At 55.4% G+C, this 13,661-nt stretch carries 12 protein-coding genes and 2 pseudogenes; 9 read left to right on the top strand and 5 right to left on the bottom strand.

The features are described 5' to 3' along the window. Nucleotides 1-57 precede the first annotated feature (57 nt). Together tssB and CSC3H3_RS24800 are read right to left on the bottom strand one after the other, a co-directional pair. On the bottom strand, nt 58-585 hold the full coding sequence (gene tssB, locus CSC3H3_RS21545; RefSeq protein ID WP_101286483.1) for a type VI secretion system contractile sheath small subunit: 528 nt from the start codon (nt 583-585) through the stop codon (nt 58-60). Nucleotides 586-2,063: 1,478 nt separating this feature from the next. Further along, nucleotides 2,064-2,204 (bottom strand): annotated as a pseudogene (locus tag CSC3H3_RS24800) (IS630 family transposase); the annotation flags it as partial. A gap of 479 nt (nt 2,205-2,683) precedes the next feature. On the opposite strand from CSC3H3_RS24800, the gene CSC3H3_RS21530 reads away from it, so the two are divergent. Genes CSC3H3_RS21530 through CSC3H3_RS21520 form a run of 3 tightly spaced genes read left to right on the top strand, consistent with a single transcriptional unit; the run spans nt 2,684 to nt 5,178 of the window. Continuing rightward, nucleotides 2,684-3,454: an SDR family oxidoreductase gene (locus tag CSC3H3_RS21530; protein ID WP_101286481.1), complete on the top strand. Its 771-nt coding sequence runs from the start codon at nt 2,684-2,686 to the stop codon at nt 3,452-3,454. Further along, the gene (locus CSC3H3_RS21525) at nt 3,447-3,899 is read left to right on the top strand and encodes a MarR family winged helix-turn-helix transcriptional regulator (protein WP_101286480.1); all 453 of its coding nucleotides are present in this window, start codon (nt 3,447-3,449) and stop codon (nt 3,897-3,899) included. The genes CSC3H3_RS21530 and CSC3H3_RS21525 overlap by 8 nt, the downstream gene beginning before the upstream one ends. A 16-nt stretch (nt 3,900-3,915) precedes the next feature. Then, complete coding sequence (locus CSC3H3_RS21520) at nt 3,916-5,178, top strand: epoxide hydrolase family protein (RefSeq protein ID WP_101286867.1); 1,263 nt, start codon at nt 3,916-3,918, stop codon at nt 5,176-5,178. Between the two features lie 131 nt (nt 5,179-5,309). On the opposite strand, the pseudogene CSC3H3_RS21515 reads toward CSC3H3_RS21520, so the two are convergent. Continuing rightward, a pseudogene (locus tag CSC3H3_RS21515) lies at nt 5,310-5,864 on the bottom strand (IS630 family transposase); the annotation flags it as partial. Nucleotides 5,865-6,014: 150 nt separating this feature from the next. Between CSC3H3_RS21515 and CSC3H3_RS21510 the strand changes: the two are divergent. After that, a complete protein-coding gene (locus CSC3H3_RS21510) occupies nt 6,015-7,175 on the top strand; it encodes a CaiB/BaiF CoA transferase family protein (protein ID WP_101286479.1) in 1,161 nt (386 codons plus the stop codon). Then, nucleotides 7,172-8,314, top strand: a complete 1,143-nt coding sequence (locus tag CSC3H3_RS21505) for an extracellular solute-binding protein (protein ID WP_245881432.1) — start codon at nt 7,172-7,174, stop codon at nt 8,312-8,314. Before CSC3H3_RS21510 ends, CSC3H3_RS21505 begins: the two co-directional genes overlap by 4 nt. A 61-nt stretch (nt 8,315-8,375) precedes the next feature. On the opposite strand, the gene CSC3H3_RS21500 is transcribed toward CSC3H3_RS21505, so the two are convergent. Both CSC3H3_RS21500 and CSC3H3_RS21495 read right to left on the bottom strand, forming a co-directional pair. Then, nucleotides 8,376-9,224 (bottom strand): amidohydrolase family protein, encoded by an 849-nt coding sequence (locus CSC3H3_RS21500; protein WP_101286478.1) that lies wholly within the window; start codon nt 9,222-9,224, stop codon nt 8,376-8,378. Between the two features lie 73 nt (nt 9,225-9,297). Then, nucleotides 9,298-10,080 (bottom strand): IclR family transcriptional regulator, encoded by a 783-nt coding sequence (locus tag CSC3H3_RS21495; RefSeq protein WP_101286477.1) that lies wholly within the window; start codon nt 10,078-10,080, stop codon nt 9,298-9,300. A gap of 143 nt (nt 10,081-10,223) precedes the next feature. On the opposite strand from CSC3H3_RS21495, the gene CSC3H3_RS21490 reads away from it, so the two are divergent. The 4 genes from CSC3H3_RS21490 (at nt 10,224) to CSC3H3_RS21475 (ending at nt 13,532) form a co-directional block, all read left to right on the top strand. Then, the gene (locus tag CSC3H3_RS21490) at nt 10,224-11,549 is read left to right on the top strand and encodes an ABC transporter substrate-binding protein (RefSeq protein ID WP_101286476.1); all 1,326 of its coding nucleotides are present in this window, start codon (nt 10,224-10,226) and stop codon (nt 11,547-11,549) included. 87 nt (nt 11,550-11,636) lie between these two features. Then, entirely contained in the window at nt 11,637-11,978 is a 342-nt protein-coding gene (locus CSC3H3_RS21485; protein ID WP_101286865.1) for an L-rhamnose mutarotase, read from the top strand. A 16-nt stretch (nt 11,979-11,994) separates the two neighbouring features. Beyond that, nucleotides 11,995-13,071 carry a Gfo/Idh/MocA family protein gene (locus CSC3H3_RS21480; protein WP_101286864.1) on the top strand — a complete coding sequence of 359 codons (1,077 nt, stop codon included), beginning with the start codon at nt 11,995-11,997 and terminating at the stop codon, nt 13,069-13,071. A 2-nt stretch (nt 13,072-13,073) separates the two neighbouring features. Further along, a complete protein-coding gene (locus CSC3H3_RS21475; protein ID WP_101286475.1) occupies nt 13,074-13,532 on the top strand; it encodes a MaoC family dehydratase in 459 nt (152 codons plus the stop codon). Nucleotides 13,533-13,661 lie beyond the last annotated feature (129 nt).

Raw genomic sequence — 13,661 nt, 5'->3', positions numbered from 1 at the left:
TCTTTCCAACACTATGTTCGGCGTTTCAACGCCTGGCATTTTTCAGTTTTGGGATGATCAGCTTTTGTCGCCGGCATCATTGCCAGCGCCCGATGCATCGGCCTGGTCCGAACCATCAAGCTCGGCCAGCAGGGCATCGCGTTTTTCAGGATCATCGACGATTTCGCTCAGCGCGCGGCGGAAAGCCGGCAGGTTCCCCAGCGGTCCCTTAAGGGCCGTCAGTGCTTCGCGCAGATCGGCGAGCTTCTTGAGCTCGGGCACCTGCTCGACGATGGAATCAGGGGAAAAGTCCTGAAGGCTTTCAAATTTCAGCTTCAGGCTGAGCGTGGCATCGGGATCACCGCGAAGGACATCATCCACCTGAAGGGTACGTTCCAGGTTCATTTCGCGAAGAACATTGCCAAAGGAATTTTTGTCGATTTCGACCGCTTTGCGGTTTTCAAGAGGTGTATCGTCGGCCTTGCCGGCGAAGTCCCCCATGACCACCATCTTAAGCGGCAGTTCGACTTCTTCCTTCTGGTCCCCCGTTGCCGGTACGAATTTAACGTTAATGCGCTCTTTAGGCGCTACAGAAGAATCTCTCATGCCGTCTCCAATCTCGAACACAAAACCTCGTGACTGGCGCCTTCATGTTTGCCGGTTGTGGCAACAAATCAAAAACGTCAATCACAATTCCAGCCCTTCCGGGCCAAGGGGTATGGCAACAGCACCAACACCCCCCGCAATCGCGATTGGTAGGTCAGACGGAAAACCGGACACGGCCCTGTGGGCCACCTGCGGTTTACGCACAATTCGGCCTGCATGTTTTTCGGCTTTACGCCCAAAACCATCAAACCCCGCAAACAGGTCACAGGACGCCAACGACCGGCCACGACAGGGCCACAGGCCCCAATCACAGGATCAAATCAGCCGTCGTCCTTTGTCGCAAAGGGTTTGCTCAACCTTTGCGATACCGGAATACGGTTATATGTTTGGCAAACTAGCGGATGAGACACCTTCAGCGTACAAACTTTACGAAAATCGAAACTAACCTTGTAGAGTATTAAAACCCACCCAAATGGCTAGTAAGCAATACTAGTGTAAAGTCTGAAAGTGTAGGTCGTCTTACGTTAAGTATAAATTACGTATTACCATCCAACTTTGTTAGCCCGTCTTTTCCCAACCAAATATTCTACGGAATTTTTTCCGCTATTTTTTAGATGATCCTACCACAAGAACTCGCGATGAATCATTCTGTACATGAACCTACAAGCATTTAACTCGTCTGGACAATACTTTAATGTTTAAACATTATGTCCAAAATGTGATGAAATTTGAATTACTGCGGAAATTAGGGAAAACCCGTAGGTTAATCGCGAAAATTGTAGATGATGAAAGACGAATACTGCCCTATTCTGGAACATCAGTTCTACGTCAAAAAACCGCAGAATTCGCGAGGTTTCGGCTCTACAACCGGCAATTTTGGCGCTAAACCGCCGTGCGCATTGTATAAAATCTGCATAAATGGGCTGGTGAACTGAAAACACACGATAAACGGGAAATTTACGAATTCCTGCACACCAATCCGACCGAATCGGATCGCTATGTTACAGTTTTGCTACCTGAGATAGCATTTCGCGCCGCGACGATTCCCCCTGCATCGCCGAATAAGGCAGATGCGAATACATGGGTAACATCAAACCAGCCCGCGTGATCCGCACCTACCCTGTCCGAAAAATTCGTCAATTCAGGTAAAAAAGTCCCGTTTCCTGCCATTCATCAAACGGCAAAGCAAAATGGGCACATTCTGGCGATTACTATGCCGCCATACCCTTTAGACCAGGCACACAAATACTCGTGCCCGCAAAACAAGACCAAAACCGCGATAGCAAAGCCGCGGTATAACGGGTCCTGCCCCATCCTATTACTTGGTCGCCCGACCCTTCACTTGGATATCCACTGATTAATGATGCCAGTTCACTGACTTCATCAATAAAGGCGCACCCACAACGGGTATTTGCACCCCGGCATCATCTGTTTTTTGTGAATGCCTCTGACCAGACCGTCCATAGAACGGATTTCAATCAGTCTGGATTATATCCGCAAGAGCTGAAGTAATTGGCACATTCGGCGGGTTGGAAGATGCCGACGAGCTTACCGATGAGGCTCCACAGACCCCCAACCGTTCGTTCGCCGATTTTCAGGAGCAAAGCCTTGAGGCGGGAGATGAAGTGATCGGCGTCCGTGTCACGATCGTTGAGCCTGGAGGTTTCCGCGCGGATTTCGCGGGCACGTCGACGACGATCAGGAACGGGCCGCAGAGGTCATTTTTCTTATCCCTCAAATGGACAACCCTCCCCTGCGTTTAGCCCTGGGAACCGACGCAGTTTGCGCCATCGAAGCCGCAAACAATACGCGACGAGACAAGCTGTTGAGATGGAAGAATCTGAGCAGCACGACCGATTTTCCGTCAGGCTAAACCACCCCCGCATTTTGGTAGGCGGCCTGCTTTTGGCATTTTTTCCTCTGGTCAACGCGTGTGACGTCCGTTCGGCATAGACAGATAGTTCGCGTAACCTGAGCCCGTATCTGCCGCGAAAGCCTGACGGGCGGGGCCAAGACGTGTTTCGCTCATCCTTCACCTCAACAGTTGACGCATCAACCCAACAGATCTTATGTTGATACATCAACCAAGAGGACAGTCATGCCCATAGCACCATCCAACTCCACAGCACTCATCACTGGCGGAAGCACCGGCATTGGCCTTGCTTTGGCGTCTCGGTTCTTGAGTGCAGGCAGCACCGTAATCGTCACGGGCCGATCGCAACAACGTCTTGACGAAGCAGCGGCGGCGCACCCCGGACTGCTGACGATCGCGAACGACATGAGCAGGGCTGAAGACCGTTTGACCTTGGCGGCGCGACTGCACCACGAACATCCCTCTCTGAACATAATCATCAACAATGCAGGTATTCAGCGGCGGGTCGCGCTTGCAGAAGACGATGCCCCTTGGACCGAAAGACAGGCGGAAATTGACGTGCTCCTGTCTGGTCCGGTGCACCTCAACCATCTATTGGTGCCGCACCTACTAGCAACCGGGCGCCCTTCGCTAGTCGCCAATGTCACCTCCGGCGGCGCCTATGTTCCGCAGCCCTTTGCTCCCATTTATGCCGCCTGCAAGGCCGCGCTTCACAGCTATACCGTCACCCTGCGCCACGCGCTTCAGGGGACATCGTGTCGCGTGATGGAAATCGCCCCGCCTGCCGTGCGAACCGCGCTCGCCGGTCCCGGGGCCAGCCATGGTGCGCCGCTCAATGATTTCACTGACGCTGTCTTCGCACGTCTCACCGAAACCGAGGATGATTTCATCGGCTATGGGATGACCGACACCGAGGCATTTCACACCGCTGCCGAACCCTATGCCGAGATGTTCAAAGGTTTCGCCGACCGCTTCCCGGTGAAAACCTATGACTGAGCCCTCCGCCAATAGCCTCACGGACGAGGAACGGGCCCTTTGGCACGCAATCAAGATGCTGGGAGATGAGGCCTGCCAGGCGGTCGGGCGGGACATCACCGCACGCACTGCACTTTCCGGTGCGGATTTCGCCATCCTCTCGCGGCTGGACGAGTTGGGTGACGGCCGTCTGGCGCAGCGTGACCTGCTGGCCTCGCTCGGCTGGGATAAGAGCCGCGTCTCGCATCAGTTGCGCCGCATGGATGAGCGCGGGCTGATCACGCGCGGCCAGATCGAGGGCGCGGCATGTGCAGCTCTGACCGAGGCGGGCACCCAAGCGCTCGCATTGACACGGCCCGTGCATGCCGCCGCCATTCGCGAACGGGCCCTGCAGCATGTGCGCCCCGAAGAGCGCGATGCGCTGATCGCCGTGGCCCGGCGCATCGCCGCTGCCGTCAAGAACTAATTTGAAAGACAAGCATATGACCCCGACCTTATACTCGATCCACGTTGCACAAGACGTACTGGATGACATGGTCGCCCGCATTCGCGCCACACGATGGCCGGATGACCCCGGCAATAGCGATTGGTCCTATGGCGTCGAAGAAGGATATCTGAGATCCCTCGCCCGAGACTGGGTCGAAAGCTTCGATTGGCGCGCGGTCGAGGCACGGATCAATGCCTATGACAATTGGCGGGTCGAGATCGACGGTATTCCGATCCACTATCTGCGTATCCCCGGCAAGGGCCCTGCCCCAAAACCGCTGATCCTGACCCACGGTTGGCCTTGGTCGTTTTGGGACATGGAACGCGTAATCGGCCCGCTCACCGACCCTGCGGCCCATGGCGGCGATCCTACCGAGGCGTTTGAGCTGATTATCCCCTCCCTGCCCGGCTACGGCTTTTCCGGCACAGTCCCGCATGCGGGACTGACCTTCTGGCAGATCGCGGACCTATGGCACAGGCTGATGACCGATGTGCTGGGCTTCGAGCGCTATACGGCCAGCGGAGGTGACTGGGGCGCGCTGATCGCCTCGCAACTGGGACACAAATACGCAGAAAGCCTTTACGGCATTCACATCATGCACCCAATGCTGCTGGACCAGTTCGGCACGCAGATGCCGTGGAACGTGGCGGCGCGGGCTTGGGATACGGGGGCCAAAGTCTCGCCCGCAGTCACCAAGTTCGCGGCGCATTTCGCGGTACACGTGCTTGACCCGCAGACCATGGCCTACGGGCTAAATGATTCCCCGGTTGGCCTGCTGGCCTGGCTGCTGGAACGCTGGCGGGCCTGGGGCGACACGCGCGATGGCGATGGCAAGGTGACAGGTGACCCCGAACGGGTCTTTTCCCGCGAACACATGCTGGCCAATGCGACGATCTACTGGGTCACGGGAACGGCAGGGTCTTCGATGCGTGCCTATGCGGACGCGGCACGCTACCCATGGGCGCCCTCGCACGACCGCCAACCCGTTGTGGAGGCACCGGTTGGCATCACCTTCCTGGGTGGAGAAAACCCTCCAGGCGTGAAGACCGAAGACCGCGCCGCGCTTTTTGCTTCTGGTCCCCGTGCTTCGTTCTTCAACACGGTCTACATGAATGCACATCCTCGCGGCGGCCATTTCGGATATTACGAAAATCCGGAAGCAGTTGTACAGGATCTACAGGAAGTGCTTCGGCAATGCGCTGACAACCAGCCATTAGAACGGCTGCAGTTGCGGTCGAATCCACCGTTCTTTCCGTAGGATCCGATTTTCCTCCAAACACTAAATACGGCGAAGGCAGAAAGACATGCCGAGTACAGAAGGCTGGCTATCAAACTTACATTGAGAATGAACCCGAATGGGTGGCTAGTGGCCTCTAGAGCGGATTTCGATCAGTCTGGATCATATCCGCAAGAGCTGAGGTAATCGGCGCATTCGGCGGATTGGAAGATGTCGACGAGCTTGCCGATCAGGCCCTACAGACCGCTAACCGTTCACTCGCCGATTTTCCTGAGCAAGACCTTGAGGCGGGAGATGGCCTTTTCGAACGGATTGAAGTCCGGGCTGTAGGACGGAAGAAAGCGCAGTGTCGCACCTGCTGCCTCAATCCGATCCCGGACAGCCAGACGCTTATGGCTCGATAGATTGTCCATTATGACGACGTCACCGAGCCGCAGTTCAGGCACGAGAACCTGGACCACGTAGGCCTCGAACCATTCGCCGTTGATGGGACCGTCCAGTACCGTCGGTGCTACCATGCCCGTCATGCGCAGAGCTGCGACCAGCGTAGTGGTCTTGCGGTGCCCGTGAGGGAGGCCCATCCGCAGTCGCTTGCCTTTAGCACAGCGGCCATGGCTGCGGGTCATGTTGGTGGCGGTCCAAGTTTTATCGATGAAGACCAGGCGTCCTGGTTCGAGATCGACCTGCCCCTCAAACCATTCATGCCGCTGCCTCACTGCCATCAGCATTTGCATCCCTGGCGCGCATGGGCAACCCCGATTGTCACTTCCTTCTTGCGTCAATCATCCTTATATGAAAAATATATTCACATAAGAATAAATACGGCGCATTTGATTGCGCCAGCACAGGAGGAACCCATGCCACCATCCCCGGATATGCCGCTCAGCGGATTAACCGTTCTTGATATGAGCCAGTTTTTGTCCGGCCCTTATTGTTCGCTGCGCCTGCTTGATCTGGGGGCCCGCGTGATCAAGCTGGAGAAGCCCGAAACCGGCGATCTGGCCCGCCACCTGTATCTGAGCGATACGGAAATGGGTGGCGATTCAACGATTTTTCACGCCATTAACCGTGGCAAGGAAAGCCTGGCGGTTGATCTGAAAAACAGTGAGGACCGCGCATTTGTCCGCCATCTGATCTGCCAGAGTGACGTTGTGATTCAGAATTTCCGTCCCGGCGTTATCGAACGGTTGGGATTTGATTATGAAACCCTGAAACAGGACCATCCGGGCCTGGTTTACTGTTCCATTAGCGGATATGGCGAAGAAGGCCCGTGGGTGGCGCGACCGGGGCAGGATTTGCTGGCACAGGCGCGGTCCGGCCTGATGTGGCTGAATGGTGATGAAGGGCACGGCCCGGTGCCGTTTGGCCTGGCAGTGGCCGATATGCTGGCAGGGGCCAATGCCTGCCAGGGTATTTTGGCGGCCCTTGTTCGCCGTGGCATCAAGGGGGGTGGCATGCATGTGCAAACCAGCCTGCTGGAAGGATTGATCGATTTTCAGTTCGAGGTCATGACGACCTATCTGAACGATGGCAAACGCCTGCCGAAACGGTCGGAATTTCGCAGTGCGCATGCCTATTTGTCGGCCCCTTACGGGGTTTACCCGGCTACGGATGGTTTTTTGGCCATCGCCATGACGCCACTTGGCAAATTGCAGGACCTACTGGAACTGCCCGCCTTAACCCCCTATCGCGATGATCCTTCAAGCTGGTTTTCAGCGCGCGATGACATCAAACGTCTGATTGCCGCACGCATTGAAACCAAATGCATTGCCGAATGGCTTGCCATTCTGGAACCCGCTGATATCTGGTGTTCCAAGGTGATGGACTGGCAGGAATTGCTTGATAGTGAAGGTTTTCAGGTCCTGGACCTGTTGCAGGATGTGCATCGCGGCGATGAATTGAGCCTGCAAACCACCCGCTGCCCCATCCGCCTGAATGGCATACGCCCCGGCAACAACCTGGCAGCCCCGCGCGTTGGCGAACATTCACGCCAGATTCGCGAGGAGTTTGCCCAATGAAACAAGCCAATATCCACCTTAAAGGCATGACATGGTCGCATCCACGCGGATATGACCCGATGGTGGCATGCAGCAAGATCTGGCAGGAAACCGCTGGTGTCAGCATCAGCTGGGATAAAAGATCGCTTCAGGATTTTGAAACCTACCCAGTAGAGGAACTGGCAAAATCCTATGATCTGATTGTGATTGACCACCCGCATGTCGGCCAGATCACCGATGAAGGCTGCCTTGCCCCGCTTGACGAGGCCGAACGCGCCGCCGAGCTGCGCATGCTGATATCGGCCAGCATTGGCGGATCGGTCAAAAGTTATTACTGGCGCGGGCACCAGTGGGCCTTGCCCATTGATGCTGCCGCACAGGTCCAGGCCTACCGCCCGGACCGGCAGGCAGGCCCGCTGCAAAGCTGGCAGGATGTTTTAAAGCTGGCCGAAAAAGGCGAAGTCATTTTACCGCTGCTGCCGCCCCATTCCCTGATGTCGTTTTACACCCTGTGCGCCAATAGCGGCACGCCGTGCAACGTGACGGAAAACACCATTCTGGTGGACCGCGGAACCGGCAAAAAGGCCTATCTTGCCCTGGCGGAACTGGCCGCGCGCATGATCCCCGATGTTTTTGCCATGGACCCGATTGCGGTGCTGGAAGACATGACCCAACCTGATAGCAGGCACAGTGTCAGCCCGCTGATTTACGGCTATGTCAATTACGCCATAACGGGTTTTCGCCCCAACCCCGTGATATTTGACAATATCGCCGGTTTTGGTGGTCAAAGCGTTGCGGGATCGGCCCTTGGCGGCACCGGCATTGCCGTTTCGGCCTTTTGCCAGCATCGCAATGCCGCCATTGATTTTGCCTATTGGGTGGCCGGGAAAACTGCGCAATCGGGCCCTTACTGGCAGGCGGGTGGCCAACCCGCCCATGCACAGGCATGGGAAAACACGCTGCTTAACCGCGAGACTGGCAATTTTTATCGCAATACGGCGGCGACCCTTAAATCAGCCTGGGTCCGCCCGCGCCACAATGGCTATATGGCCTTCCAGACAGCGGCTGCGACCCTGCTGACCAATGCCCTGCGCGATCAGGCCGATGCCGACAAAACGTTAGACCAGCTTGATGTGCTATTTGCCGAAAGCTTTGCCTGACAGACATAAAAACGGGCGGCGTTAAGGCCGCCCGCAACATCCATTTCCCGGCAGTTCCGGCCTATTCCAATACGGGCAAATTCCACAGGCGCACGGCATTTTTCCATAACAGGGCGTTGCGTTCATCGTCGCTGCATCCTGCCAGCAGGGTTCGGGTTTTTGCCACCCACCCTGCAAGATCACCGCCCAGATTACAAACCGGCCAGTCACTGCCCCAAATTGCGCGGTCCCAGCCAAAGGCGGCAATGCTGTGTTCAAACCAGGGGCGTAAAATTTCGGCATCGGGGCCCGTAACCCCGGCATAGGCCTGAATCCCCGAAATTTTCACGACCACATTTGCACGTTTTGCAAGATCGCTGATATGGGCGGCCCAGGGGGTAAAATCATTACCGGCGATATCGGGCACCCCGCAATGATCAAGCACAAATGTGACATCGGGCAATGCATCGACCAGGGCAATTGCCAATGGTAACTGGCGCGCCAGCACGCATAAATCAAAACTAAGCCCCGCCTTGCCCAGAAGGGCCAGATTGGCGCGAAATTTTGCATCCTGCGACACGGCATCAGGCACCACATGCAGGGGCCTGCGCAACCCGTGGATCATGGAATTTTCGCCAATATTTTCCAGCCACGCAGCAAACCTGTCATCCTCTGGCCGGCAGGCGGCGATCATCCCTGTCAGCCTGCCATTCGCCCCGCGCGCCACAGCCTCGACATTGCGTATTTCCGCATCGATCAGGTCGGGTGCGACATCGGCTTCCATATGCAGGGTGGCGGTTATGCCTGCTGCGTCGGCCTGCGAGGCATAATCGGCATATAGATGGTTGTGGTTTAAAGGCGCAACATCGGCCAGCCACGGGTATTTCAGGGTATCAAGATCAAGAATATGCAAATGAGTGTCGATAATCATGGGGCGCTTCCTGATGTCGTTTTTTCGTTAACATCATTCTTCCATATGCAAATTCTTCATTCAAATAAGAATTTCATTCTTCCACCCGCGCCCCTGCCAGTTCGGACAGAGTGGCAACGGTTTCAAGCAGAAGCTGGATGGTTTTTGTCATATCGGGCGCGCCGGGTGTATTGATCAGCGTGATATAGGGAATGGTCAGTGCTGCCAGTGCCCGCCCATCGGCCGACAGGACCGGTGCGGAAAGGTTGATGACCCCGGCTGTTTGCGCACTGGGCATCATTTCATAACCACGATTGCGGATCTGATCGAGCCTTTCAAACAGTTCCGGCGTTACGCTTTCATGGCTGGCACTGCCCAGATTTTCGGCCAGCATCATGGTCCGGTCGCTTTGGTTGCAAAAAGCCAGCAAAACATGCCCGGCCCCGGTATCCAGCAGGCTGACGCGTGACCCCACACGAATGGAAATGCCCCAGTAACCCGGTGCCTCCTGCTGGGCGACAACCACGGGATAGCCGCGATCAAACACCGTCATCTGGTTGGCCTGGAGGGTTTTTTCCGCCAGTTCGCGCATCGGCGGGACCGAAAAGGATGCCAGCCTGCGAATGGGCGCATGCAGCTGCCCCAGACCAAACAGTTTCAATGTCAGGGTGAAACGGTCACCATCGATTCGCGTGACATAGCCACGCTTCACCAGCCGGTCCAGCATCCGGTAAAACTGGTTGGGGCTGCGATCCAGGCGTTTCGAGATCTCGGCCTGGGTTAAACCGCCATCCACGCCAGCCAAAAGTTCCAATATATCCAGCCCCTTATCCAGGGCGGGGGCCCGGTAACGGTCACTGTCCTGATCTGTGCTCACGGCTTCCTCCTGTGAATAGCTGACTTCATATATGCATATGATGGCGGTTTTATCAATTTCAGCTTGACCATGCGGCTTTGAAAGTTTGTATATGAATAGATAAATTATTAGTGAGTCTTTTAAAAAGACCGACGGGAGGAAACATGAAACGTCTGAAGACCGGACTTGCCCTTGGCATGTTTGCGGCAAGCGCACTGGCACCTTTTATGGCACAGGCCGCAACCGACCTTCCGGGATCATTCCCCGGTATCACCATCGATGCAAAACTGATTGGCGGCCAGCAATACGAGGCCCTTTATGCCCGTATCGCCGATTGGGAAAAAGCAACCGGCGCCAAGGTCAATATCGTTTCAAAGAAGAACCACTTTGAACTCGACAAGGAAATCAAATCCGATATCGCAACAGGCACGCTGACATGGTGTGTGGCGTCGAATCATTCGTCCTTTGCCCCGCAATATCCCGGTATTTATACCGATCTGGCGCAATTGCTGCCCAAAGAAGAGATTGATGCCTTTGTCCCGGCCAATATCAAGGCCGCGACCCTGGATGACAAGCTGGTCATGCTGCCGCGCGCGCAGTTTGATGTTTCCGCCCTTTATTACCAGAAACATCTTTATGCCGATGCTGCCAACCAGAAGGCGTTCAAGGAGAAATTCGGTTACGACCTGACACCACCCACCACCTGGGCGCAGGTTTCCGACCAGGCGAAATTCTTTTCCAATCCGCCCGATTTTTACGGCACCCAGTTTGCGGGCAAGGAAGAAGCCATCAATGGCCGTTTCTATGAAATGGTCGTTGCCAATGGCGGGCAGTATCTTGATGGCGAAGGCCGCCCGGCCTTTAATTCGCAGGCTGGCATTGATGCGCTGAACTGGTTTGTTGACCTTTACAAGGCAAAGGCCGTTCCTGTCGGCACCACCAGCTATTTGTGGGATGATCTGGGGCAGGGTTTTGCATCGGGCAGCATTGCCCTTGATCTGGACTGGCCAGGCTGGGCCAGCTTCTTTAACGATCCCAAATCATCAAAGGTTGCTGGCGATGTTGGCGTTGTCCCCGCGCCAACGGGCACGGCGGGTATTCCAACCGGCTGGTCGGGCTTTCACGGTTTTTCCGTGACCGAGGATTGTGCAAACAAGGATGCCGCGGCATCGCTGGTCTGGTTTTTAACCAATGAAGAGTCCCAGAAGCTGGAATCAAAGGCAGGCCCGCTTCCTACCCGCACCGCCGTTTGGGACTGGCTGGTGGAACAGGCAAAATCCGACCCTTACCGCATGGATGTGTTAAAGGCGTTCCAGGCATCGGCCAAACATGCCGTTCCCGTGCCGCGCACGCCGGAATGGATCGAAATTTCAAATGCGGTTTACCCTGAACTGCAGGCTGCCATCCTGGGCGATAAAACCGCCAAAGAAGCCCTTGATGACGCCGCCGCAAAGGCAACCGAAATTCTGGAATATGCTGGCGCGCTGTAACACCAGCAAAGCCTGATCACACCCTGCCCTGCCATATCCTTTCATGTGGCAGGGCAGCATCTTTTGCCTGTAATGCGGAAAACAACCATGAATAGTCCGGCCCAGCGCATGGGAATGGTCATTGGCCTTAAACCCGATCAGATCGAAACCTATAAAAGGCTGCATGCCGATGTCTGGCCGGAAATACTGGCACTGATTAACCAGTGCAATATTCGCAACTATTCGATCTTCCTGAAAGAACCGGAAAATCTTCTGTTTGGATATTGGGAATATACCGGCCATGATTTTACCGCCGACATGGAAAAAATGGCCAGTCACCCCAAAAACCGCGAATGGTGGCAGGTTTGCATGCCCTGCCAGCAGCCCCTTGCCACACGCAAGGACGGCGAATGGTGGGCAATGATGGAGGAAGTCTTTCACCATGACTGAACCCCAACACCCAAAAATGCCTTTTGACCCGGCATCCCTGCAACAGTTTTGGCCAATGCCGGCCAATCCCCGCCCGATCATGACCATTGGTGCCGGATCAATCGTTACCGATGCGCATTTCCCGGCCTATCAAAAGGCGGGCTTTCCCCTTGCCGGTATTTATGACCCGAACCAGGAAAAGTGCCAACAGGTTGCAAAGGACTGGAACATTCCAGCCTTCGCGACCCTGCAGGACGCGGTAAATGCCGCCCAAAAGACCAATGCCGTGTTTGATCTGGCAACGCCGCCTGCCGCGCATTGCGAGGTTCTTTCGGCCCTGCCCGACACTGCTGCTGCCCTGATCCAGAAACCCATGGGCCGTGACCGGGATGATGCCAGTGCCATTCTTGATATTTGCCAGCGCAAAAACCTGACGGCTGCGGTTAATTTCCAACTGCGCTTTGCCCCGATGATGCTGGCATTGAAAGATTCCATTGCCAAAGGCTGGCTGGGCGATGTCATTGATTTTGATGGCTGGCTAGCACTTGATACACCCTGGCAATTATGGGCGTTTTTAAAGGGGCTGCCGCGCATCGAAATCAGCATGCATTCCATTCATTATCTGGATCTGATCCGCCATATATTGGGTGAACCCAGCGGCATTCACGCCAAAACACTGGGCCATCCCGCCCATGATGTTGCCCAGACCCGCACCAGTGCCATGCTTGATTACGGCACCAATACGCGCTGCAATCTTTCCATCAATCATGACCATCGTTTTGGTCGCCGCCATCAGGCCTGCGAATTTCGTATTTGCGGCACCAGGGGCGCTGCCTATGTGCAGCTTGGCGTTAATCTGAACTATCCCGATGGCGAACCGGATATTCTAGAAATTTACCCCGCTGGCGGTGATGCCTGGGTCAATGTCCCGCTGCGGGGCAGCTGGTTTCCCGATGCCTTTGCCAGCCGCATTGCAAACCTGCAACGCTTTGGCACTGGCGAGGATGAAACCCTGATCAGTTCTGTCAGCGATGCCTGGCACACCATGGCCCTGGTCGAGGCCGCCTATGAAAGTTCCGCCCTGCCTGCCACCCAACCACAAAGGAAGCCGTGACCGTGGAAAAAGCCCGTTATTTTGAAGATTACCAACAGGGTGAACAACGCCTGACCTTTGGCCGCACGATCACGGAAACGGATTTTGTTGTCCATGCCGGCCATACCGGCGATTTTTTCCCCCATCACATGGATGCGGAATTTGCCAAAACCACGCCATTTGAAAAACGCATTGCCCATGGCACCATGATTTTCGCCATTGGCATTGGCCTGACGGCAACCGAAATCAACCCCTGCGCCTTTTCCTATGGCTATGACCGTTTACGGTTTGTGCGCCCGGTTTTTATCGGCGATACCATCAAAACCCGCGTCACCATCAGCGCCAAAAATGACGACCCAAAGCGCCCGCATCTGGGCCGGATCGTTGAAACCACCGAAGTCATCAACCAGAAAAACGAAACCGTCCTGGTTGCCGACCATATCCTGCTGGTGGAACGCAAAGACGCGGCCCAAACCGCCTGAAACCGCCCCGAAAATTCCGGTTTGAACAAATGGCGACAAGCCCGCCCTGATATAAACACGACAAAAAATGTGGTGCCCTGTGCGCCGCATTTTTTTTGTGTACGCCACAAATTTGTAAAAATTCCCGTA

Source organism: Thalassospira marina (assembly GCF_002844375.1).
Lineage (GTDB): Bacteria > Pseudomonadota > Alphaproteobacteria > Rhodospirillales > Thalassospiraceae > Thalassospira > Thalassospira marina.
The sequence above is the reverse complement of the archived record's forward strand: the minus strand, read 5'-3'. Positions and strand labels throughout refer to the sequence as shown.